Source organism: Paraburkholderia sediminicola (assembly GCF_046027355.1).
GTDB lineage: Bacteria > Pseudomonadota > Gammaproteobacteria > Burkholderiales > Burkholderiaceae > Paraburkholderia > Paraburkholderia sediminicola_B.
Window position 1 is genome coordinate 1 of the sequence record NZ_JAQQEK010000048.1, and the last position, 23,222, is coordinate 23,222.

Genomic DNA, 23,222 nt, shown 5'->3' on the forward strand with positions numbered 1-23,222 from the left:
ATTGCTCCGCTTTGCTTTGACGGTGAAATCATACCGTCATGCGCGGCACGTCGTGATCCTGGCCCGGGAACATCACGCCTGAATCTCGACCTCACACGCAGCACGGTCAAACCCCAAACCTGCAGGCCACGATGGCCAACGTTGTCGCGCGGCAAAAGCCCGACTTGATGCCGCGCTGCAATCCGCAAAACAACTGCCAGCCCGAACACGCTCCCCTCGCCCCGCGCGTCCGCCCGGCGGCAAACCGGTCGAAAACCGTTGGACGGCGGTCTCCGAAATCTCCGTCCTCGCGCGCGTCGCGCTGAGCTTATTGTTCGTGGAACTCACGCGCTACAGCATAGCCTGCTCGCCAGTCCCGCTGTGGCATAGGCGCGCGCGTGCGTCGGCGTGCACTCTCCATTTGACATGGTGGGGTGGGCGCAGACGGCGCCGTGTGCTTGGCCTACGTGCTGATGGTGCCACTCTGGGACCGGCGCCTCCTCCTTGACGCGCGGCCTGCATACAGCCGGCTGATGGCATGCTCCGTCTCCCGTTGGCTGGCTGTCCTCGCGAGGGCACCATGAACAGGCGTCTAACGCTGAGCGGGAACTGGTTTTCGAAAGTGACACCCCCACGAATCACCGCGAACCTTTTACCTCGCTTGTGCTCAGGCCCGGCGCCGCGCGAACTCCAGCAACGCGTCGGCGAGACTTTCTACGGCATTTTCCGTCACCGCGTTGTACAGCGACGCTCTCAACCCACCGATCGAACGATGTCCTTCGAGACCGACCATGCCTCGTTCGCCCGCTACAGCGATGAACGCATCGTCGAGCCGGGCATCACCGAACGTGAATGCTGCGTTCATCTGCGACCGCCAGCGAGGCGCCGCGTGGATGGAGACCGCATCTTGCATTGCGTCGAGAGCGCCATAGAGACACTGCGCCTTTCGTACGTTGATCGCTTGCATCGTTTCCAGCCCACCAACTTCAGTGCGAAGCCAGCGTGACACCAGGTTCAGCACATAGATCGCAAACACGGGCGGCGTATTGAAAGTTCGAGCCGTGAGAAATATGCGTGCGAAAATCCAGAATAGCCGGTAGCCCGTCCGGAATCCGCTCAAGCAGATCGCGCCGAATTACCGCTACTGTCACGCCGGCCGGACCCAGCTTCTTCTGGGCATGCGCGTACATCACCGCGTACCGATCTGAACGAAACGCTCTCGACAAAAAGTCCGAGGACATGTCCGCAATGAGCGGGACGCTCACTGCATTGTCCAAGATCGGAAACTGCAGGCCCTCAACCGTCTCATTTGAGACGTAGTGCAAATATGCGGCCGACGGATTGATATCCAGATCCTGAAGTTCGGGAAGTTGTCGATAGCCCGTTTCGCGGCCGTCCCATGCGACTTTTCTGGTCACTACCTTCGCGGCCTCGGCGGTCGCCCTGCCACTCCAATAGCCAGACGTCACATATTCGGGCGGCGCATGCGCAGGCGTCGCAAAGTTCATTGGAATCGTGGCGAATTGCAGACTGCTGCCGCCCTGCAGGAACGTGACGGCGTATTCGCCCGAGATTCCGAGCAACTCCCGCAGGTTCATTTCCGCTTCGGCCAAGATCGACCGGAACCAGTCCGAACGGTGACTCATACCGAGCACGGAAACGCCTGTCTCCGGCAAAGCGACGATGGCAGTACGAGTTTGCTCCAGAACCATTTCAGGCAGCGCGCCAGGACCACCTGAAAAATTCAAAACATTGGAATTCATTCTGATCGACATTCTTGTTTGATGGTGGTGGTAGTCCGCACCGTGCCTGCAGCGACCAGCATTTGATGAAATGCACTGAACACGCGGCGCATCTGCGGAAGTTTGTACGGAAAGAAGGCCGCGTCATCCATATCGTGCACGACCATACCTGTCGCGATTTCGAAAATGAGCAGCCTGCCGTCCTCTGTTTCGGCGCAGTCAAATCCGACGTAGTCCAGACTGGTCAGCTCGACTACAGCCCGCAAAGCTCCACGATGGCGCACCGCAAAGGTCGTGTCAAAATTGCTCATTAGACGTTCCTCTTCACCCCGACGCTCAGGATGCGCGATCATCTCCGCGTATGGGTAGTGAACTATCCAGTGCGCCGAAATGCCCATATGACACAAAAAGGGCGTCATACCGACCATCACGATCCGGTATTTTCGGAACAGACCGTCTGCACTGCTGTAATCGATGAAGGGTACGATGTAAAACTCGGCATCAGCCGATCGATCCGCGTAATCGGCAAGTTCCGCGGCAGACGAAACGCGCTCCAACCCGTCGCCGGCATGTGATCCGACCGGGCGGATGATGAGCGGATAGTTCACGTCCAGCATGAAGAGGTTGTCGGAACGACCTGCGAGCAGATCCAGAATTTGAGCTCGCGAAACGCGTGTCGTTGGCGCCATACAGATGCCCGGGACACCTCCCAGCAACGCGTAGGCAGCATCGCGCGTCGTATGCGCGATGCCTTCGGGATTGTTGAGCACGCGCTTCTCTGTCTCGCGCAACAACGCGGCGATCCGAGTGAGAGCTGCAGCGTTTTTATCCAGCGCGCACGCGGCCACCAAGACGACGTCGTGCTCCGGCAAACCGCGTTCCTGCGTGGTGTGTCGGTCGACATAAAGCACGTCGATCTGCAGGTCGGCGTGTTCAAGAAGGCATTCGAACGGCGTATTTGCCATCAGGTCGCCGGGCGCTTTCAGCACGAGCAACTTCAGCGATGGATTTTCGCTGCTGGCATTCCTGATACGGTACAGTCGGCGCATCTGCAATGCCTGCTGCTGAACGGCAAGCGCAGCCTGCTTTTCGTACTTCATCTCCAACACAAGCGAGAGATCGAGTAGTCGTCTGGATCGTCATGGTGCTGTGCGTACTCGAGCAGACTCACGCCGATTGGCGTCAGATCGTCGCCGGCGGTTGCCGCTCTTAACAATACGCTCAGGCCCAGTGATTGATAGGCCTGACGGGGTGCATCAGTCATGGCCGTCTCATTCGCTTTCATTCGAATCCGACACAACGTGAAGCGCCGAAGGCCGTATGCCGACATAGCCCACTTCTTCTTCGAACCAGCCCTCATGAATGGCCTGCCCGGACGTCGCTCCGCGATTCGCCGACCTCTCACCCGCCCGCGAGTTGTCGACAACCAGCGACAGACCTACCGGGGTTGCGCGGTGCTTTGGTGTACCCATGTGTGTTCCTCTCTGTGAAAATGGCAGAGTGCTGCGCCCAACGACCGCTACCTCGAGCGTGCAGTCGGCTTGCGATACGCGTCGTCATAACCTCCATATAGGCAAGATGTTAGACGCGGGGCTCTTGCAGTCTTTTCGCGCGAAGATGAAAAAGAGTTAATGCAACGGCTCGTACAGCGTCGCTCAGACCACGAGGAACTAGCTGAGGCCGCGTCGTCGAGGCACGCGCTGCAAAGCAGATGCACTCAATGCCTCGTGTAGTTAACAAAACGGTAATCCTGGAGTCAGTGCGCCGACAGCCGGAACGACCAGAATGGGAATAGTGGTTCTAGCCACTCATTCCTCGCCAACCGGAGAAACACCATGAAGCTGCTTACCGCCTTCGCAGTCACCGTCCTCAGCCTGTCTTTCGGCGCCAATGCTTTTGCCCAGTCGTCGCCTCACGAGCTGACGCGCGCCGAGGTGCGCGCGCAACTCCTGCAGGCCGAGGCAGACGGCCTTGTGCCGGCGCCCAAGGAAGACTATCCGCCGTCGGCACAGGCCATCGCGCGTAATCGAGAGATCTATTCAATCCGGCACGGCACCGACGGCGCAAGCATGACGAAGACCGCCGGCCCGACAGCCGTCCCTTCAGAATCAATGTCAAACTGATCCAGCAAAGCAATGCGTGGCGCCAGGTCGTCGGGCACACACTGCCCGATAACCGCAAAGCGCAAGCGCTTAAAACGTGTGCCGGATGCCGACGCGCGCGAGGAACTGATTGGCGCTCGACGACGGAGCATCCGCGCCCGTTATAAACGCCGTATTCAATGGCGCCGACACTGTGCCGCCACCCGATGCGTGTTGGTACAAGCCCTGCACGTAGACGTCGGTGCGCACTGACAGGTTATAGTCCGCCATCAAGCCGAACTGCTGGTATTTCGGCTTTGAATTTCCTGCACTGCTGTTGAAATGGGCAATCGTGTAGTTGTACATCGCACCGACATACGCGGCCTTGGTAAATTGATACCTGGCGTTGAGCTCGAAGTTGTCGAATTTAAGGCTGCTCGCGGTGTTCGCGAAGTTGCCGACGTATACCGAACCGGTCGCGTCGTTCAGGCTTGTATGCGTATACACAAAGCCAAGCATCGTCGGTCCGATCGTGTAGTTGATGCCCGCGCCCCAGACTTGCTCACGGCCGGCGAAAAAGTCGGTGTCGTCCGTTGTGAGCGAACCACCTGTCGTGCCGCCCGGATTGTTGATCTGCATATAAGCCGCGGCCACCGTCACTGCGCTGCCCACGTATTGCGCGCCGAGGCTATAAGACCGATTGTTCGCGAAGCCACCTGCCTGGTTGCTGAAACCGTACAGACCGCCGAAAGTAAAGCCGCCGTAAGTATTGCTCATGTACTTCACGCTGTTGTTCAGGCGGAACGAATTGTCGGTGTTGTCGTTATCGTATGGATGCGACATCAGGTAGCCGGCCCAGTTGCCGTTCGCCGTGAGCGGTGCGAGGAAGTCGACGACGGAGTCGTATTGGCGACCCATCGTCAGCGTGCCGAATTGCGCCGAGCTTAAGCCGACGTAGGCCTGACGCCCGAACATCCGCCCACCTTGCCCGAGCTTGCCCGAGTTGACGTCGAATCCGTTTTCCAGCTGGAAGACAGCCTTGGTGCCGCCGCCCAGATCCTCCGAACCCTTCAGGCCCCAGCGGCTGCCTTGCGCAAAACCGCTTTCCATCTGTATGTTCGAATGGCCGCCGGTATTGCTGGTGTAATTCAGGCCTTCGTCGATCAGGCCGTACAGCGTGACGCTGCTTTGCGCCATCGCGCTGATAGGGGCAAACGAACAGCCAAGCGCCGTATTGGCAACTGCGGCAATCAGGAGTTTTTTCATGAATGCGGATCCTTGTGGATGAGAACACCGCGCCGGTGCGTCGCTCGCGCTAATCGCGCAGCTTGGAATCGCAGCCAACGTCAGGTGCTCGCACTTTAGGACCTACAAAATCCCGACCCGCAGCAATTCAGTATTGCTCGATCGGTGTTGCTCCGGGCCGACGCTCGTTTCGTTTTCTGCCTTGTTTTCCCGCGGTTTATGACGATAACGCTCCACAACGAAATCGACGAAGCCGCGCAAAGCAACCGCCATGTATGGTCGCCCGGAATACAACAGCCAAACAGTACGTTCGTCGCCGCATAGTGTCGCGTCGTCCAGCAGCGCCCGCAAGCTGCCGTTGGCCAGTTCGTTCCGCACGAACGAACGTGACAGGCGCGCGATGCCGAGTCCCGCCTGCACCGCCCGCTTGACGAGCTGAGGACTTTGTATGTTCATGATCGGCTGCACGACGACGCGATGTGTGCCGTGGGCGTCGCTAAACTCCCAGTAGCGGCTCGGCGCATCCGATGCGACGAGCACGTCGTGCGAGGCCAGTTCGGCCGGCGTGCACGGCGCAGGGCGACGCGCCAGATAGTCCGGGCTGGCAACAATCACGTCGCGTGTTTGTGCGAGCGGCCGGCACACCAACGATGAATCACGCAGGCGACGTTCCGCACTGAAACAGACATCGAACTCGCTGGCCGCGATGTCGCTCATATTATCGAACACGGTCAGGTCGAAACTCATGCCGGGTTCCTGGGCGCGATAAGCGGCCAGCATATCCGGCAGATCCGTGGTCGCGTACAGCGACGACGCCGCGATCCGCAACGAACCGGCCGGCTGTCCCACTGCGGAGGCAATACATTCGTCCATGTCTTCGAGCTGCCTGAGCAACTCGATGCAGCGCTTCCAATATAGTTGGCCCGTCCCCGTCAACGATACCCGCCGCGTAGTCCGGTTGACGAGCCGAACGCCCAGGTGTTCCTCGAGCGTCGCGACACTGCGCGTGACCACCGAATTGGAAATGCCCAATTGCTTGGCGGCTTCAGCAAAATTCAGGCACTCCGCGACTTTGGCGAAGATGCGTATCGACGCCAACTGGTTCATCGTGTTCTCCGGCGCGCACCGGATGACAGGCATTGGGCGCAATACGGCGGTGTGGAGGGGTGAGAAACCATAGGTGGGCACTCCATATGCTGAACGTCGAGCTCCACGCGAGGGCAGGAACCGCATCGCTACGTGCACGCCTGACCGCGGGAGGTTAGTTCTCAGCATAGCCGCCACGTCGTTACCCAAAGCCGTCTGGCAGATTACAGGATTGTTATTTTCCTGGATTAGATTTATTTAAGGTAGTCTTAATTTTTAAGTCGGAATGGAATCCGGTTCACCTATTTTTTTTTGGCTTCGTCGTCAGATACTTTTTTTGGCTTTTTGCGAGGTGAAGTCGGTATCGAATTTCTTACATGAGTGTCGAACCGGTTCGTAGCTTTGACGATGACAAGAGCATACGACCGTTACCTACACGAGCAATTGTTACCCGGCCCATTATCGCCTATCGCGATCTCGACGCCATGAAAGCGCGCGATCGCAGCGACGAGACACAGGCCGAGGCCGCGTCTCACCGTTGCCTGCGCTGCGTTCCCGACACTGCGATAGAAAGGCCTCAATACCGCCGCGCGTTCACCGGGTTCGATGCCGGGCCCAGCTCTGACAGAGCGGCTTCGCGCTTCAGCGCACACTGAACACCTGCAGTCCCGCCATCGCCGCGTCGGGGCCCTTCGTATGAACGACATAGAGCCGTTGGAGCGATGGAATGTAGGCCGAGGTCTTCCCGCCGAGCGTGTCGAGATGCTGTTTGACCGCGTATTGCTCCGGCCCGACGGGGTCGACGACATCCAGACCGGTCGAACCGGTGATGTACAGGTGATGATGGGCCGAGTCGACAGTCATGTCATCCGACGTGTTGACGATGGCGAGCGACTGGATGATCGAGCCGTCGCTCGCATTCATCACAAACAGCTTGCCGGGGTCGCGCGAACCGATAAACAGGCGCTCGCTCTTCGGGTCGAAGGCCATGGCCGAATTTCGGCTCGGGCCCGGAACATGCCAGGTGGCCGTCAGTTTGTGCGTACGCAAATCGATCACGCCGACTTCGTTTTTGTCGCGCATGTTTACGAACAGGCGGTGCGTCGCCGGATCGATGACCATGGCTTTCAATTGACCGGCGGGCACGTCGATCCGGCCCATCACGGAATACTTGGTAAGCGAAATCAGACTGATGTAGGAATGATCCTGATGTGACTGCGCACCGCCGTTGCCGATATAGAAGATGCCGTTTTTACGGTCCGCAGTACCGGAGTCGGGTTGGGGGCGAGTGCGATGGTTTTCCTGACCTTGAAGCGCGTCGTGTCGACTACCTTGAGGGCCGCATCGCCCGCGTCGGCTATCAGCAGTTCCTTGCCTCCATTTGCCAGCAGAATCTTGTGCGGCGCTTTCGCAACCGTCCTGATACTCGCGATGTGCACGCCATCGGGCAGGCTGAACGCTTCGATGGACCCATATGTCTCGGCCGACACGTAAAGACGCGAGCGGGACAGATCGACTGCGAAATGATCGAAGTCGCCGCCGGTCACGTTCGGCAACGGAGTGACGGAAACGAGCGCGAGTGGAGCTGTGGCGGGTTGTGCTGCGAATGCAGTCGATGCCATGCAAAGGCCGGCGGCGACCAGCAGGCGGAAGCGAATCTTCATGAGCTTGCTCGCAAAAAAGAATCCGGAGAGTTGAAACATTGTTTGGTGACCGCGGTCGCTTGTCTCGTGAAGATACGGGATCACATTCGATTGCAGATTGGACGTCACTTCTCCCCTACTCGTCTCTGATGACATATCCGACCCTCCGCACCGTTTCGATCGTATCCGCGCCGAGCTTCCTGCGAAGGTTCGAGATGTGAACCTGAATCGCATTGCTCTCTACTTCCTCTTTCCACCCATAGATGCAGTCTTCGAGCGTCGACGACGACTGAGGTACGCCGCGGTAGGCAATAAGCTGGAGCAGGATTGCCCACTCGCGTCCTGATATCCTGACCGATTTCCCCGCGCGCGTCACCACTCGCGATGCCGCGTCGATAACCAGTTCGCGGTGCCGGATCTGATCTGTACTGCGCCCCTGAGAGCGACGTACTAACGCGCGACATCGAGCGACCAGTTCGCGCGCGTCGAAGGGCATGTTCAGATGATCGTCGGCGCCGGCCTCGAGGGCGCGTACACAATCGGCGGGGCTGTCACTTTCCTTGAAGGTGAAGACCGGCACCACACGATTGATGCGACGTAGCCAGACAAGAAGATCGAGACTCGACCCGCGATGCAACATCATGTTCATGACGACCAGCGCATATCGCGCGGTGGTGAGTGCGAGTTGCGCCTCGCGATCGTTCTTGACGCGGTCGACGGCATAGCCTTGGGCGCGCAGAATCGACGACAGTCGCCTTGCATCCCGCTCAACCGATTCGGCTAAAAGAATACGCATGATCGGCAGGATGAAACAAGTGAACCGGGCGAGCGCAACGAAGGCGGGTTAGAGACGAGCGAAATGGATCCTCCGGGTCCGCGAGTGGATTTGACAATTCAAATGTCGCGGAACGATTGTGCACAACCACACTTTATCCACGCACTGACCGAGAGATTACATTTTTGTCATATGCGTCGCCCTAAGCGCAGCGCTGCCATCTCGCCAGGAAGAGAATGCAGCCCACGTAGCGCGTAATCGAAAAGAACACGTTGCAAGCACACAACGGAGAGCGCTGCATAGCTACGCAGATGCCTTATCCGCAGACCAAGCATTTGCGCCCTTGTCCGTTACGGGATCTGGGGTTAGTCATATGCGCAAGAGAACCAGCAATTCTGAATTCGCGTAGCGGACGAGGACCGGAGCCATTCCAATGATTAAGATGCCGTGGGTTTCATCTCACAGAAGTTGAGCCTTTCTAACATCTCTTTCGCTTCGGAGAACCTGAATGAAAAAGAAGTCATTGTTTGCAGTTAGTGCGTTGTGCTTTTCGGCGAGCGCCGCCCATGCACAAAGCAGCGTCACGCTGTATGGTTTAATCGATGCAGGTCTGACTTACACCAACAATCAGCACGGTCAGAAAAACTTCCAGGCGACCAGCGGCGATACGAATGGCAGCCGTTGGGGACTGCGTGGCGCGGAGGATCTTGGCGGCGGACTGAAAACCATCTTCACATTGGAAAACGGTTTTAGCATTCAAAGCGGCTCGCTCGGTCAAGGCGGGCGCATGTTTGGACGTCAGGCATTCGTCGGTCTGTCGAGCGAAACGTATGGCGCGCTGACCGCCGGCCGTCAATACGACTCCGTGGTCGATTACCTTGGCCCACTTTCGTTGACCGGCACACAATACGGCGGCACGCACTTCGCCCACCCGTACGACAACGATAACCTGGACAACTCCTTCCGGGTCAGCAATTCGGTCAAGTATCAAAGCATCAGCTATGACGGCTTCAAGTTCGGTGGTCTGTACGGCTTCTCGAACCAGGCTGGTGGATTCGCGTCGAATCGTGCGTACAGCGTTGGCGCGTCGTATAACTGGGGGCCGTTGAATGCAGCAGTCGGCTACCTCCAGCTGAACAACTCGGGTTCGACGTTTGCGACGGGTGCGGTTTCTGACGACGCTACGTTTAGCGCGGGCAACCAGCGCACGTTTGGTGGCGGCCTCAGCTATGCTTTCGGTCCTGCCGTGGCGGGTGTCGTGATCACGCAGACTAAATTGTCCGCAGCGACGGGTATTGGCGCGTTTGCCTCCGGTACGAATAAGGGCTTGACGCTGACAGGTGGGGATGCCCGATTTACGAACTACGAAGTGAATGGACGCTATAACCTGACGCCGGCATTGGCTCTGATCGGGTCCTACACATTTACCGATGCACGTGTAAGCGGCGTCAGTCCGAAATATAATCAAATCAGCTTGCGGACGGATTACTCGCTGTCCAAGCGCACCGACGTTTATCTCGAGGGTGTCTATCAGCACGTCAGCGGTACTGGCAACTCCGGCATCACCGCGGACATCACCGGTCTGACAGCGTCGTCGGGCAACAGTCAGGTAGCGGCAACAATTGGCTTGAGAACGCGCTTCTAATAGGTTGTCCGGACATCCGTCGTTGCTGCGCCAAGGCGCATTGCGACGGATCCTGATTTCTCACCAAGCGACTGAATGATGAAATGACGCGATTCCTGGAGGACAGTGGATACAGGGATCCTAATGAACTCGTTGTCCTGACCGATGGCGCGCTGGGCCTGGTCGGCGTCGCGAACGACCTTCCCTACGATAGTGAATGGATTCTCGATTGGGCGCATATCGGGCGGATGTTGCGACGCGTCGATCAAGCTATCACGCGTCTGGCATATGGGCGACTCACCGACAGTGGATCAGCGTTCGAACTGTGGGTTCTGTTCGTCCGCTTCCGCCATTACGTCTGGACCGGAGACTCAGTGGCTTGCCAGCAGTTCGCAGCAAAGCTCGCTCACTTGCTTGATCTACGTGAGAAACGAGATCCGGCCATGAGCCGCCAAGTCAAGAAAGCGGGCTACAGCCTCACGAATGTGGTCACTTATCTCAGAAGCAACTTTGAATCGCTGATCGACTACCGCACGTGGCAACGTGTAGGATGGCGAATCTCTACCGGCTTCGTCGAATCGTCGAACAGGTAGTTCGTGCGACTGAGGCCCGCAATCGCCGAGACATGGTTCCATGTTGAAATGAAACTGGATAACTGGCGTTTGCCCCTTCGGCGCCCAGGTGCGCACCCGCGTGGGGCGCTCGCTGGTGCCGGTCTCGTCGATAAAGACAATCAGTCAGCCTTCGCGCTGGGCTTTTTTTAAGCGCGGGCCACGTGTGTCGCTTCCAGTGGCGCACCGCTTCCTCGTCGCGCTCAATTGCGCGCCGCTCAGGCTTTTGTGTGCTGAAACCCAGCACCCCAAGAATGCGCCAGACCTGCGTTTGCCCGAACTCGACGCCATACATGCGCTTGATGAGCGTAGCCACGCGCTTGAGTGTCCAAAGCTCGGTGCAAAAGCCGTATTCGGTCGGGCTTTGTAGCAATGCCTGCCGTAGTTGCGCCAACTGCTCCTCATCGAGCCGCGCCGGACGACCTCGACCCGGCACAGCACGCAGCGCATCGATTCCACCTTCATCGAGCAAGCCCTTCCATGTGTACACCGTCTGTCGGGCTACCCCCACGGCCAGTGCCACTTCTGCCGGGCCTTTGCCCGTCACTAGCATGCGGCCGGCCCGCAAGCGTTTCTTCGTTGCCTCGTCCAACGGCTTCTTTGCCATGGCGCGCATTTCCAATCAATCCGTCAGAGATATCACGCGCCAGCATCGAATCGGTTGTCATGTTTTATGGAAAACTCAATAAACGGGTTCTCAAACATATGAAGCTGTCTTTCGTGCAGAAGCTCTGGCTGCCGCTGATTCTAAGCCTGCTGTGCCTCGCCGGAATATCGATCTACGAAGCTTATCGGACGAAAGAAACGCGTCTGGATGAGCGGGAGGCGGATCTGACACACGCGACGGAACTCGCCCTGAGTGTCGTCGCTGACCGAACCGGCCGAGCCGCGAATTTCCCCGACCACCTCCGCCACGCGCGCCAGCAAGGCATTGAAGGCCGTCGCAGTGCGGCCGATTTCGTCCATCCGTTCGACCTGGCCGTGTGGGTCAGGTCCATCGATTGCCTCACATGCTGCAACGTCTGTTGGATATTGTTCAGGCCCGAGGTGATCAGGCGATAAAACTGCAGGCCCAAGCCGCCGCTCACGACCAGCGCTGCGACCATGCAACTCAGCAGCAGCCAGAATGCCTGCGAGTAAGCGGTGCTGTTCTCATCGCGCAGATCATGGCCGAGCTTGATGCTACAGGCGATGTGACTATCTATGCCTGCCCTTGATGTCCTGCCCGCATTGTGCAACGGTCCAATCATCACCGTGGCCTTGGCACCATCGAGGTCGCCAGCTCGGATCATCGCCCCAAGATTTTTCAGTGCGGCCCGGTAGGCCGTGAGATTCACCTTATCGCTTTCAAGCATCCGCCGGTCGGTATCGTCGGAGATGTAATCGCGCTGCTACATCGCGATATGCTGATCGATGACTTTATCAAGGGTGTTGATCTCTTGATCGACCGCGGTTCTGCCGGCATCGTCGGTACTCAAGAGATAATCGAAATTGAACCGCGCATAGGTGCCAAACCTGGATGCTAACGCGCTATGCGCTCTAAATAGCACTGCCTGCGGTGATCTGTCCAATCAGAGTCGGGATGCTAAGGTCAGACTACGTCGCCGCGGGTCACCCGCGAGTAGAAGGTGGCGCCGAAGAATCTTCCGGCAGATTGACATCATAGACCGCAAGTCCAATGCCGACCAACATCAACACTATCCAGCCATACCACCAAGACCGCTCGGGCATTCGCCAAGGCGAATGCGTTAGCTGCCACTTCGCGATCACGCCTGTATCTGGCCGTCGAGAACATCGGCCACACACGCACAAAGACGAAGTCACCGCAAACCAACGGCATCGTCGGGCGCCTGCACAAGACCATGCTCAACGAGTTCTACGTGTGGCGTTTCGCAACAAGATCTACGCATCGGTCGACGCGCTGCAGACCGATCTTAGCGCGTGGCTTGACCAGTACAACCACGAGCGCGAACATCAGGGTCGATGGTGTTACGGCAAGACGCCCACGCCGGATGAGCTTTCCTAAAGCTATCAAATGCTATTTGCCTGTGCAACGTTGCACCAATGGCGTGCTGTGACGCGAAATGGTGCGCAGCCGGTGCATCCGCAGATCATTCACATTGCTCCTTTTGCTCTGCGTGAAATGTGAGTGATACCACTTCCATTTGGGGGTCCGCAAGGATCGAAGAACCCGCACGTATTGTGTGGCGCAAACTGGCATAGCCGTTGCTTAATAAGCCACGCTGGGTTCGCCGTACGCGACGAGCATCAAACAGCACTCCCGTTGTCCGAGACAAAGGCGTCTTGGATAACACCGGCCAAAAAGGTCCGACATCAGCGCGTCTGATGCCGGACCTTTTTCGTTTTGCGATCCCATTATTGTCGGAGTTGAAGCAATGAAAAGACGTACATTTTCAGCAGTCGGTTCGGGCTCTGCTACCAGTGTTGTGCCCCAGCTTGGGCGTGTGCTGCTCGCCACGCTCAGCGCTTTCGGGTTCGCTCACTCCGCTGCCGCGGCGTCGCTGCAACCCATCGAGTTTTCCGAGGCCGTACATAACCTCGGTTACATCGACCTCTACGTTGCACAGCACGCGAAGCTGTTCGAGAAGCACGGGCTGACCATACACCTGACCGCAGCCGGTGGGGACACGCAGGCTTTCGCCGCGGTGCTCGGCAAGACCGCGCAGTTTGCCGTCGGCGATCCGACCATGGTGGAGATGTCTCGCGAGCGCGGCGGACCGGGCATGGTCGTCGGGACGCTGGTGCAGCGTGCACATTACTTTGGCGTATCGAAGACCGTGGCGCGCATCACCGATCCCAAGGCCTTCAAGGGGTTGACCTTAGTCACGTCGCCTGATCCGAATACCGAGTACAGCGTCACGAAGAAACTGCTGCAGGACAATGGCCTGAAAGTCGGCACGGACGCGAAGATCGTCGAAGTCACCCCAGGCACGGAAATCGGCGCCATGCTCGCGGGTCGCGCCGACATCGCGTTTGCGCAGCAGCCGATGGTGGCGGCTGCGATGGCGCAAGGGGCGAAAGTGATATTCGACTTCTCGAGCTATATGGGTCCGTTCTGCAATACGGGGATCATGGTGCTGCCCGAATATGCCATGGCGCATCCCGAGGTCGTGCAGTCGCTCGTGGACGCACTGGAAGAAGCCGCGCGTCTTACGTATGCCAAGCCCGACTATGCGAAGGAGGTTGCCCGTGCGGAGTTCCCGGACCTGCCGCCCGACGTGGTGAACAAGGCAATCGACATGGAGTTGCAGTACAAGATCCCGGCGCAGACGCTGCCGGTCGACCGGCAGCAGTGGGACAAGCTGATATCCATGCAGAAGTACCTGGGCAACGTACAAGGGACGCTGGCCTATAGCGACGTGATCGACAACACCTTTTCTAACAAGGCCGCCAAGACCGCTGCGGCGGGTGCGGGCGTAACGGTGGCGGTGTCCAAATGAATGTAGCGGGCGCAGTAGTGCCTGCGGCGCAGGCGGGGGGGACCGCCCGCCCGCACGCCCCGCTGGTTGCGCGCGGGGTCGGCAAATCGTATGGCGAAGATGAAGGCGAGTTGAATCAGGTCATCGGTGACATTTCCTTCAGCCTGCGCGCTGGGGAAATTGTCAGCCTGGTGGGCCCGTCCGGTTGCGGCAAGACCACGCTGCTGAACCTGATGAGCGGTCTTACGCAGCCGACGCGCGGCGCGGTGCTGTGGCACGGTCAGGCGCTGGACGACGTCCCCAAGGGCATCGGCTACATGTTGCAGAAGGACATGCTGATGCCGTGGCGCAACGTGTTGGCCAACGTCACGCTTGGCCTCGAACTGACCGGGATGTCGCGCGCGCATCGCGAGAAAAAGGCGCATGCGATGCTCGGCAAGGTCGGACTCGCTCCGTACTACAACTACTATCCGTCGGCTTTATCGGGCGGCATGCGTGCGCGCGTTGCACTTGCGCGCACGCTGGTGACCGACCCCGAAGTGATGCTGCTCGACGAGCCGTTCGCCGCGCTCGATTTCCAGACGAAACTGGTGCTGGAAAGCGACATGGCCCGGCTGGTCAGGGGTCAGGGTCGCTCGGTTCTGCTGATCACACACGACGTCGAGGAGGCGGTCTCGTTGTCGGACCGTGTGATCGTCCTCACCCACCGTCCGTCCCGCATCAAGGCGATCCACGAGGTCCACCTGGATTGCGACCGCAACGACATGATGGCCGCCCGCGACGCTGCGGGCTTCACCGCCCACGTACGCGAGATCTGGTCTCAGCTCGACGTGCGTATGGGCGAACGTTGAAAAGGAACCCGCGTGCAAGAAACCCGCTCTCCGGCGCCCCCGTATGCCCCGGCATCCCTCAAATGGCGCAGGCTAATTCGCCGCTGCCGCGGCAAGCTCGTCGTGGCTGCCTGCCAACTCGCGCTACTCGCCGCACTGCTCGCCCTGTGGCAAGTTGCGACCTCGAGTCAGGCGCTGGCCTTCCTGTTCGGTTCGCCCAGCCAGATCTGGGGTTACCTGGTAAAGATGCAGCAGGACGGCAGTCTCCTACACGACGCCGGCGTGACTGGCATGGAAACGCTGCTCGGATTTCTGTTCGGCAATGTCATCGGCACCGTGCTCGGCTTGTCGCTATGGTATTCACGCTTCGTCTCGAAGGTCATGCAGCCGTTCATCGTTGCGCTGGGCTCGATTCCGATCGTCGCACTCGCGCCTATCGTGATCATCTGGTTCGGTACCGGGCTCGGGTCGAAACTCGCCATGTCGACGTTGTCCGTCGTGGTGGTGGCGCTGGTCACCGCGTACAAGGGGGCGACCAGCGTCGATGACGATCAGATCAATCAGATGCGCACGCTCGGCGCGACCAAGCGGCAGACTTTCCGCAAGCTGGTGATCCCCGCCTCGCTGCGCGACATCTTCGCGGGCTTCAGGCTCACGGTCGGCTTTGCGTTGATTGGTGCCATTGTGGGCGAATTCATGTCGTCAGACGATGGGCTCGGCCATGCGATCTTCAAGGCCGGTAGCCTCTACATCATTCCCAAAGTATTCGCCGGCGTGGTGGTGACCATCGCGCTCGCGCTCTTCCTGTCGTTTCTCGTCGGTCGGCTAGAGCGCTTCCTCATGCCCTGGCACAAGTTCGATTGATTTAAGCCATCCGCCGCGACGTTGCCGGCCGGTGGCATTTAGCAACCCCTGAAGGAGTAGGCAGCATCCTATGAGCACACTATCCACACCTCACCAGATCATCCGTAAGGATGACCTGAAGTACGCACTGACGGCTACCGATGGTTTCATTGCCGAAGTCTCGCCGGGCGAGACCTTCGAGGTCGAAACCGAATTGAACATCGGCGGCCACCTGATTACGCAGCTCGACGAAAAGCTGGACGAGTCGAAAGTGAAGCTTCCGTTCGTCAATCCGGCCACCGGGCCTGTGCGCCTGCGCGGCGCGAAGCCTGGCGATATGGTGGTGATCGACGTCCTCGAAGTTGGCGTGCACGGCCTCGGTTATACCGCGCTGTGGCCGGGCATCGGGATTTTTCCGGATTGGGTCCGTAAGAAGGAATTCGGCATCCAGAATCGCAACGTCGTCGTCGAAAATGGCATCGTTCACTGGAGCGACTCGCTCAAGCTGGAAGCCAAGCCGATGATCGGCGTGATCGGCGTGGCCCCGGTGGCGGGCGGCACGCTTACCGTCGACAACGGTACCCACGGTGGCAACCTGGACATCCAGGAAGTCACGAACGGCAATCGCATCATGTTTCCGGTGTTCCATGAAGGCGCGTACCTGTATTTCGGCGACGTGCACGCATTGCAGGGCGACGCCGAGTGTAACGGCATGGGGGCAATCGAAATTCGAGGCCACCTGAAGCTCAAGGTCGATCTCGTCCGCGCGCCGAGCCGCATGACCTGGCCGCGCATCGAGACGCCGACGCACATCTGTACCGTCGGCTGCGCGCGGCCGCTCGACGACGCGCTGCGTATCGCGTTCGAGGAAATGGTCTATTGGCTGGAAGAGGGCTACGGCATTCCCGGTGCCGAAGCCTACATGCTGCTCGGCCAGATCGCGGAAGCGCGCTGTACCCAGATGGTGAATCCGAAATACACCTATATCTGCAAGGTCGACAAAAAGTACTTGCCCAAGCGTTGAGGGAACGGCATCGGGCCGCGGATTCTGTGCGAGGCTGACCGGCACCGTCACAAGGCATCGAGACCGGACTCCCCGGTCGCGATGCTGGCACCGGTCGGTGCGGGCACGGTGAACATTCCGTGGCCAACGACGCTGTCGGTAATCGCGCAAATCATTTATTGATTTCGAAGAAAGAGGAAAGAAAGGCGATGCCGATTTATCCCTATCGTTGTGAAACCTGTGGCACGTTCTCCGTCATGCGTCCTGTCGCTGAACGCGACGCGACCTGTGCTTGCCCAACATGTAGCGCTATCGCACAGCGCATGCTGGCCATGCCTGCGCTGGCATTGATGTCGTCGTCCGGGAGTGCCGAACGCCGAGTCAACGAACGTGCGGTGTACACGCATCAGCATGGCTCGGGGTGCGGCTGCGGGTCGCGCGCACAGTCAAGCACCGAATCGCCGGTAAGCTGAATGGAGTCGCCGCGCGTGCCTTCGAGCGCCCGGCCCAAAACACGGCGCCGCCCACCGTCCGGAGCGGCGGGCAGCAGAGTGACGCGATGGACTTTAACCATTCATCTCCGACCGGGTCCTCAACCCAAAAAGACTAGGTGAACCTATTGAGCCATTTGAACCTCCAGTTGGCGCAGGCACTGCTCGCACGCGCCGTCGATAAAGTGCGCCAGCAGTTTGGCAAGCCGGTGTGCATTTCCGTGTGTGATAGCCATGGCTTCCTCGTTGGATTTTTCCGGATGGACGATGCTCCCGTGCGCAGCATCCAGTTAGCGCACCAGAAGGCTTACACGTCTACCCGTCTGGGTGTGACAACGGAGGCATTCCATGCGCGGCTGCGCCGCGAGGAAATTCCCATCAGCTATTTCTGCGATCCATTGTTGACTGCGTTGCCCGGCGGTGCGGTGCTAAGCGACGCGCAGGGCACCGTGATCGGGGCGATCGGTATCAGTGGCCTCACGCCGGCCGAAGATCAGGCTGTCGCCGACGAACTTGCCCGCTTCGGGACTCCATGCAGCTTGCAGGGCGACGCGCCATGAGCTGTGCGCGGGTAATCTTTTTGCAGTGTTGTATCGTGCTTTAACAAGAGAACAATCAATGAAACGGTTTAACGTTTATGTGACACGCATGATCTCGCAAGAGACAATTGACGATCTGCGGCAGTTTCACGACGTCGAGGTCAATCCGCATGATCGGGCACTCACGCGCGATGAACTACTGAAAGCAGTGCAGGGTCGGGACGCCGTGATCACCCTACTGACCGACACAATTGACGGCGAAGTTCTCGATGCCGCCGGCCCGCAATGCAAGATCTTCGCGAACTACGCGGTTGGCTTCAACAACTTCGACCTGCAGGCGGCGACCCAACGCGGCGTGATCATGACCAATACGCCGGGTGTGCTTGACGACGCCACGGCAACCCATGCATGGGCGCTATTGCTTGCGACAGCACGGCGCATCTCTGAGTCCGAACGCTTCGTGCGTGCGGATAAGTGGCAGGGATGGGCGCCGATGGCATTTATCGGCCAGGACGTCGACAACAAGACTCTGGGTGTCGCAGGCATGGGTCGGATCGGATCGAAATTTGCGCGCAAGGCGGCCGCCTTCGACATGAAGGTGATCTACACCGACGCACAGCGCAATCCCGAAATCGAACGTCAGGTCGGCGCGACATTCGTCGACAAGGAAACGCTCCTGTGCGAGTCGGATTATCTGTCGTTGCACCTGCCGCTTCTGCCGGAAACGCAGCATTACATCGGCGCGGCTGAGCTTGCGAAGATGAAGCGCACAGCCATCCTGATCAATGCAGCCCGCGGTCCGCTGGTCGATGAAAAGGCACTGGTTGCCGCGCTGCGCGACCAGGTAATTTGGGGGGCCGGCCTCGACGTGTTCGAGCGCGAACCCGAACTCGAGCCAGGATTGAGCAGCCTGGATAACGTGCTTGTCGTACCGCACATCGCTTCCGCGACGATCGAGACGCGCCTTGCGATGGGTAAGATCGCGACGGAAAACGTCATCAGCGTTCTGAAAGGCGAGAAGCCGCAGACCTGTATCAACCCCGAAGTATTGCGCTCCGCGGCGTAATAGCTTGTCGCCGCTGTCAACGATTTAAGAAGAACTCATTGAAGAGGAAGTTATGGCAAAAGTTGGATTCATCGGTCTGGGTGTCATGGGTGCGCCGATGGCCGCCAATCTGCAGCAAGGCGGCCATCAACTCTTTGTGCATGATCGGAACCCCGCGCCGTCGGGCTTGATCGAGAATGGCGCGACGCTCTGCGAGTCCGGCAACGCGGTGGCACAGCAAGCCGACATTGTTATCCTGATGGTGCCCGATACCCCACACGTGGAGTCAGTGCTCTTTGGGGAAAACGGTGTAGCAAGCGGACTCCGTGCGAACCAGATCGTGGTCGACATGAGTTCGATTTCACCGATTGCAACGAAGGAGTTCGCCAGAAAGATCAACGAACTCGGATGCCAGTATCTCGATGCTCCGGTATCGGGTGGCGAAGTGGGTGCGAAGGCCGCGTCGCTGACGATCATGGTCGGTGGGTCGCAGGCGGTGTTCGACAAGGTCAAGCCTTTGTTTGAACTGATGGGCAAGAACATCACGCTCGTTGGCAGTAACGGCGATGGCCAGACCACCAAGGTGGCGAATCAGATCATCGTCGCCCTGAATATTCAGGCGGTGTCAGAAGCGCTGCTCTTTGCCTCGAAGGCTGGCGCGGATCCGGTGAAAGTGCGCCAGGCACTGATGGGCGGATTCGCAGCGTCGCGGATTCTTGAAGTGCACGGCGAGCGGATGATCAAGCGGACATTTGATCCGGGCTTCCGCATCGAGCTGCACCAGAAGGACCTCAACCTCGCCTTGCAGGGCGCCAAGGCGCTTGGCGTTTCCTTGCCTCATACTGCGTCCGCGCAGGAACTGATGAACGCTTGCGCCGCGAACGGCATGAGCAAGCTCGACCACTCGGCTCTGTGCAGGGCAATCGAATTGCTATCCAGCCACGAAATCGCCAGCAACTAATCGCTACCTATTGTTGTGAATGGACGCGACTGGGCTGGCCATACGCTGCCCAGCGTTTCCAGACGAAATAGGCTTTCTCACCAGCTTTTCACCATTGCGATAGAACTCGCGATTACTGTATTGCGCGTGTTGATCGTATGTGCGTCGTATTGATACATGGAGGTTTGTCTCATGAGTTCAGAAGTCGGCAAGATCGCATTGATCACTGGAGCAGGCAGCGGTATCGGACGCGCCACCGCTCGCAAGCTGTTTCAGCACGGCTACCGTGTGGTGCTCGCTGGACGAAACAAAGCACCCCTCGAGGCGCTAGCCGACGAGGCGCAGCAACTCGGCCAAGAGGCACTTGCTGTTCCCACCGACGTCACCGATGCCGCTAGCGTCGCCGCCCTCTTCGACGCGATACGACAACGCTACAACCGCCTCGACCTTCTCTTCAACAATGCCGGCCGCGGCGCACCGGCCGTCGATATCGACGAACTCAGTCTGGACGATTGGCACGCCGTCGTGAACACGAATCTGACGGGTGCCTTCCTCTGCACGCGCGCTGCCGTCGCGCTGATGAAAACGCAACTGCCGCGCGGCGGACGTATCATCAACAACGGCTCGATCTCCGCGCACGCACCACGTCCGAACAGCATCGCCTATACGGCCACCAAGCACGCGATCACCGGCCTGACCAAATCGACATCACTCGACGGACGCAAGTACGACATCGCCTGCGGACAGATCGACATCGGCAACGCTCTCACCGACCTCGCGGCACGCATGGCAAAGGGAGTGCCACAGGCCAACGGCGAAATTGCCGTCGAACCGCTGATGGATGTCGAGCACGTCGCTGGCGCGGTCCTTTATATGGCCGATTTGCCACTCGACGCGAACGTGCAGTTCATGACCGTTATGGCTAGCAAGATGCCGTTTGTCGGGCGTGGGTAGCAAAGAGACAACGGCCGCGGGCGCGTGGCGCGGCCTGTGTCTGCGGTGTGAGCTTGCGCATGGGAGACGATTCTTGTGGGCTAAAGAGTCAGCGTTTCGTGCGCCTTGACGATCTCGCTTGCTACCACCTCGATCTGCTGGCGCTTGAGCATCGCCTTTGAGCGTAGCAACTGATACGCGTGTTCTTCCGATACGCCGCGCCTTTCCATCACGAGCTGCGTGGCCTGCTGGATCACCCGAACGCTCGCTTGCTTCTTCTCGAGCCGTTCAATGTATCGATCGCGCATTCGCAATGCCTGACATTGCGTCAACGCCACCGCAATCGCGGTCATCAATCCGAATGAGCGCACCGGCGACGGTATCACCGCCAGCGCGTTCAGGCGCAGCACCGCTTCGACGGTGATCGGATTTTCGTAGGTCACCACCGGAATCACAGGCGGCGACATGCTGGTTCCGAGCCACGGGAAATTGACCGAGCGGGTTTCGGGGCGCAGCGCCATCAGCACTAGCCCGGTTCCGAAGGGCAAGCTGTCGAGTGTCGGCCAGCAGACCTCCACGTCGCACCCAATGCGGTGGAGTTGCGCGAGAAGCTCGTCGCCATCCTGATCCTGTGGATGAATCACAACAACTTTCAGTGAGCGCAAATCGCGCAGGATCGCTAAGGTATCCGCGGTCCACTTCATCGTTCCGCCCTTGCATGTAAGCACTCGCGACCCGTGTCTGCGGGCCGCTCCGGCGCGCTGCACAATATGACGTTGGGATCGGTATTCAGCAGTACGCGTCGCAGAGCCAGTGAAGCAAGACTCGCAGCCTCGTCTGCGGGCCCGACCTCGACTGCGTTGAATGCATCGTCGGGGCCCGGAGGAAGAATATCCAAATTCGCATTGTGTTCAGCGTTCAAGTTCGCGGCCCTCTTCAGGAGAGTGAAACAGTCGTTGAACAAAGGTAGCGGTCAAACAGGTTCTGACTGTGCGGCCATTGCATACGTACTGAGGAGAAGCCGACCGTACGGCGATAAACGGTCCCGCCAGGCCACCGCACGATCGCGTACCCGTCGTATGAGTTGCTTTGGATATGGATCCAGCTATGAAGAACATGTGACACGATGATTCCTTGAAGGCGCCAACGAGGAAATCGGTCGGGCGGGCATCCGGAAGCGCCATGTCGGGGGGCCGAACCGCGAGCTTTCCGCTGATGTAGCAGCGAGGGTGTAGCGATGAGAGAAGATTAGGCCGAGCCCGAGGGCGAATCTACTCTACGGTTGGATATGCCGATGCCGCGTTAGGGTACCCCGCTTATACGGACGTATAAGCGTCGCGAGGGGTGAACGCTGACGATAGACCGCCCGTCTCAGTAGATATCAGGACAACGGCCCCGCGATACGTAATTGAACGCGTTCAATTGCCGATGCCGAACGCGCGCCACCTATCGCCAGCAGATTTGCGATCGAGAGATACCGGCAGCGGGGTCGCCGCGCCGGTTGAGTGGCCGGCAGTCAGAAGTGAATAGATTCTTTCATTATCGCCAAGGCTCCTTGGTTTTTTGTCGAATCGACCTGCGTGACGCAGCTTCTCTGCACTTAGAGCTGCACCCCACGCGTGAGCGCGCCATCCACTACCAGATTCGCCCCGCTCACGAAGCTCGCCGCCGGGCTCGCGACGAACGCGACCGCGTTCGCGATCTCCTGTGGGCGCGCCATGCGTCCGCTGGGATTCAACGCAAGTGCTTCCGCGAACAGCTTCGGATCGTTATGTTCGATGTGATCCCACACGCCGCCTTCGAAATAGACGTTGCCCGGCGACACGGCGTTCGCCCGGATGCCCTTCGGCGCCAGGTGGTACGCGAGGCCTTGCATGTAGTGGATCAGCGCCGCCTTGAAGGTCCCGTAAGGGCCGGCGGCAAAGTCGATTTCCCGGCCGGACACGCTCGATATCGCGACGATCGAGGCAGCCTTGCTCGCTTCGAGAAAAGGCATCGCGGCGTCGACCAGGTTGACCGTACCCATCAAGTCGGTTTCGAACTCCTTGCGCCACGATTCGAGATCGTTGCCGATCGACAGCGCGCTCACATTGGCGACCACGATGTCGATGCCGCCCAGTTGCGCGGCGGCGTCGCGTGTCCAGGCCTGTAACGCCGGACCGTTCGAAACGTCGACCGAGGCGCCGCACACCTTGACCGCGCCACCCGTGACCTGCACGATGTCGGCCACCGTCTGTTCCACGGTGGCACCATCACGGGCGCAAAGCGCGACGTCCGCGCCTTCGGCTGCCAGCGTTTGCGCAATGGCGCGGCCGATACCCTTGGTGCCACCGGTTACAAGTGCCTTCAGGCCTTTGAGTTTCAAATCCATG

The 23,222-nt window shown here is 59.1% G+C and carries 24 protein-coding genes and 4 pseudogenes; 15 read left to right on the forward strand and 13 right to left on the reverse strand.

All coding sequences use genetic code 11. The annotated features are described in order from the left end of the window. Positions 1-646 precede the first annotated feature (646 nt). The 4 genes and pseudogenes from serC to PQR42_RS41605 all read right to left on the reverse strand — a co-directional run bounded on the left by serC (position 647) and on the right by PQR42_RS41605 (position 3,193). Positions 647-1,742, reverse strand: a pseudogene (gene serC, locus PQR42_RS41590) (3-phosphoserine/phosphohydroxythreonine transaminase). Continuing rightward, positions 1,739-2,821, reverse strand: coding sequence for an ATP-grasp domain-containing protein (locus PQR42_RS41595; RefSeq protein WP_408495516.1), 1,083 nt, complete (start codon positions 2,819-2,821; stop codon positions 1,739-1,741). Before PQR42_RS41595 ends, serC begins: the two are co-directional and overlap by 4 nt. Beyond that, positions 2,818-2,985: a hypothetical protein gene (locus tag PQR42_RS41600; protein ID WP_408495518.1), complete on the reverse strand. Its 168-nt coding sequence runs from the start codon at positions 2,983-2,985 to the stop codon at positions 2,818-2,820. Before PQR42_RS41600 ends, PQR42_RS41595 begins: the two co-directional genes overlap by 4 nt. A gap of 7 nt (positions 2,986-2,992) precedes the next feature. Then, on the reverse strand, positions 2,993-3,193 hold the full coding sequence (locus PQR42_RS41605) for a hypothetical protein (protein WP_408391748.1): 201 nt from the start codon (positions 3,191-3,193) through the stop codon (positions 2,993-2,995). Between the two features lie 363 nt (positions 3,194-3,556). Between PQR42_RS41605 and PQR42_RS41610 the strand changes: the two genes are divergently transcribed. Continuing rightward, complete coding sequence (locus PQR42_RS41610; RefSeq protein WP_408391746.1) at positions 3,557-3,844, forward strand: DUF4148 domain-containing protein; 288 nt, start codon at positions 3,557-3,559, stop codon at positions 3,842-3,844. 69 nt (positions 3,845-3,913) lie between these two features. Here PQR42_RS41610 and PQR42_RS41615 read toward each other — a convergent pair whose 3' ends face one another. The 5 genes from PQR42_RS41615 to PQR42_RS41635 all read right to left on the reverse strand — a co-directional run bounded on the left by PQR42_RS41615 (position 3,914) and on the right by PQR42_RS41635 (position 8,572). After that, positions 3,914-5,068 carry a porin gene (locus PQR42_RS41615; RefSeq protein ID WP_408391743.1) on the reverse strand — a complete coding sequence of 385 codons (1,155 nt, stop codon included), beginning with the start codon at positions 5,066-5,068 and terminating at the stop codon, positions 3,914-3,916. Positions 5,069-5,170: 102 nt separating this feature from the next. Then, the gene (locus tag PQR42_RS41620; RefSeq protein ID WP_408495520.1) at positions 5,171-6,343 is read right to left on the reverse strand and encodes a LysR family transcriptional regulator; all 1,173 of its coding nucleotides are present in this window, start codon (positions 6,341-6,343) and stop codon (positions 5,171-5,173) included. Between the two features lie 432 nt (positions 6,344-6,775). Continuing rightward, entirely contained in the window at positions 6,776-7,294 is a 519-nt protein-coding gene (locus PQR42_RS41625) for a YncE family protein (RefSeq protein WP_408495522.1), read from the reverse strand. 23 nt (positions 7,295-7,317) lie between these two features. Then, a complete protein-coding gene (locus tag PQR42_RS41630) occupies positions 7,318-7,797 on the reverse strand; it encodes a YncE family protein (protein ID WP_408495524.1) in 480 nt (159 codons plus the stop codon). Positions 7,798-7,912: 115 nt separating this feature from the next. Further along, on the reverse strand, positions 7,913-8,572 hold the full coding sequence (locus tag PQR42_RS41635) for a winged helix-turn-helix domain-containing protein (protein ID WP_408495526.1): 660 nt from the start codon (positions 8,570-8,572) through the stop codon (positions 7,913-7,915). Positions 8,573-9,059: 487 nt separating this feature from the next. On the opposite strand from PQR42_RS41635, the gene PQR42_RS41640 reads away from it, so the two are divergent. Next, on the forward strand, positions 9,060-10,196 hold the full coding sequence (locus tag PQR42_RS41640) for a porin (RefSeq protein ID WP_408495528.1): 1,137 nt from the start codon (positions 9,060-9,062) through the stop codon (positions 10,194-10,196). 62 nt (positions 10,197-10,258) lie between these two features. Continuing rightward, positions 10,259-10,759, forward strand: a pseudogene (locus PQR42_RS41645) (ISKra4-like element ISBusp5 family transposase); the annotation flags it as partial. Here the strand turns inward: PQR42_RS41645 and PQR42_RS41650 are convergent. Beyond that, positions 10,759-11,393: pseudogene (locus PQR42_RS41650) on the reverse strand (IS630 family transposase); the annotation flags it as partial. The pseudogenes PQR42_RS41645 and PQR42_RS41650 overlap by 1 nt on opposite strands. 140 nt (positions 11,394-11,533) lie before the next feature. Further along, complete coding sequence (locus tag PQR42_RS41655; RefSeq protein ID WP_408495530.1) at positions 11,534-11,752, reverse strand: hypothetical protein; 219 nt, start codon at positions 11,750-11,752, stop codon at positions 11,534-11,536. Between the two features lie 44 nt (positions 11,753-11,796). Between PQR42_RS41655 and PQR42_RS41660 the strand changes: the two genes are divergently transcribed. The 12 genes and pseudogenes from PQR42_RS41660 to PQR42_RS41715 all read left to right on the forward strand — a co-directional run bounded on the left by PQR42_RS41660 (position 11,797) and on the right by PQR42_RS41715 (position 20,871). After that, a complete protein-coding gene (locus tag PQR42_RS41660; protein ID WP_408495532.1) occupies positions 11,797-12,003 on the forward strand; it encodes a hypothetical protein in 207 nt (68 codons plus the stop codon). Positions 12,004-12,018: 15 nt separating this feature from the next. Continuing rightward, positions 12,019-12,312, forward strand: coding sequence for a hypothetical protein (locus PQR42_RS41665; protein ID WP_408495533.1), 294 nt, complete (start codon positions 12,019-12,021; stop codon positions 12,310-12,312). Positions 12,313-12,558: 246 nt separating this feature from the next. Continuing rightward, positions 12,559-12,812 (forward strand): annotated as a pseudogene (locus tag PQR42_RS41670) (integrase core domain-containing protein); the annotation flags it as partial. A gap of 370 nt (positions 12,813-13,182) precedes the next feature. After that, a complete protein-coding gene (locus PQR42_RS41675; RefSeq protein WP_408495535.1) occupies positions 13,183-14,247 on the forward strand; it encodes an ABC transporter substrate-binding protein in 1,065 nt (354 codons plus the stop codon). Between the two features lie 17 nt (positions 14,248-14,264). Next, positions 14,265-15,077, forward strand: a complete 813-nt coding sequence (locus tag PQR42_RS41680) for an ABC transporter ATP-binding protein (protein ID WP_408391725.1) — start codon at positions 14,265-14,267, stop codon at positions 15,075-15,077. A gap of 102 nt (positions 15,078-15,179) precedes the next feature. Continuing rightward, a complete protein-coding gene (locus PQR42_RS41685; protein WP_408495537.1) occupies positions 15,180-15,920 on the forward strand; it encodes an ABC transporter permease in 741 nt (246 codons plus the stop codon). Positions 15,921-15,990: 70 nt separating this feature from the next. Next, positions 15,991-16,923, forward strand: coding sequence for an acetamidase/formamidase family protein (locus PQR42_RS41690; RefSeq protein ID WP_317015130.1), 933 nt, complete (start codon positions 15,991-15,993; stop codon positions 16,921-16,923). A gap of 188 nt (positions 16,924-17,111) precedes the next feature. Then, positions 17,112-17,375: an FmdB family zinc ribbon protein gene (locus PQR42_RS41695; RefSeq protein ID WP_408391762.1), complete on the forward strand. Its 264-nt coding sequence runs from the start codon at positions 17,112-17,114 to the stop codon at positions 17,373-17,375. A gap of 146 nt (positions 17,376-17,521) precedes the next feature. Beyond that, a complete protein-coding gene (locus tag PQR42_RS41700) occupies positions 17,522-17,953 on the forward strand; it encodes a GlcG/HbpS family heme-binding protein (RefSeq protein WP_408391720.1) in 432 nt (143 codons plus the stop codon). A gap of 58 nt (positions 17,954-18,011) precedes the next feature. Continuing rightward, a complete protein-coding gene (locus PQR42_RS41705) occupies positions 18,012-18,998 on the forward strand; it encodes a 2-hydroxyacid dehydrogenase (protein WP_408391717.1) in 987 nt (328 codons plus the stop codon). Between the two features lie 52 nt (positions 18,999-19,050). Beyond that, positions 19,051-19,938: a 2-hydroxy-3-oxopropionate reductase gene (gene glxR, locus PQR42_RS41710; protein WP_408183496.1), complete on the forward strand. Its 888-nt coding sequence runs from the start codon at positions 19,051-19,053 to the stop codon at positions 19,936-19,938. Between the two features lie 171 nt (positions 19,939-20,109). Continuing rightward, positions 20,110-20,871 carry an SDR family oxidoreductase gene (locus tag PQR42_RS41715; protein ID WP_408240441.1) on the forward strand — a complete coding sequence of 254 codons (762 nt, stop codon included), beginning with the start codon at positions 20,110-20,112 and terminating at the stop codon, positions 20,869-20,871. Between the two features lie 80 nt (positions 20,872-20,951). Here PQR42_RS41715 and PQR42_RS41720 read toward each other — a convergent pair whose 3' ends face one another. Continuing rightward, a complete protein-coding gene (locus PQR42_RS41720) occupies positions 20,952-21,554 on the reverse strand; it encodes an ANTAR domain-containing response regulator (RefSeq protein ID WP_408495541.1) in 603 nt (200 codons plus the stop codon). 896 nt (positions 21,555-22,450) lie between these two features. Next, positions 22,451-23,221, reverse strand: a complete 771-nt coding sequence (locus PQR42_RS41725) for an SDR family NAD(P)-dependent oxidoreductase (RefSeq protein WP_408495543.1) — start codon at positions 23,219-23,221, stop codon at positions 22,451-22,453. Between the last annotated feature and the right edge of the window lies 1 nt (position 23,222).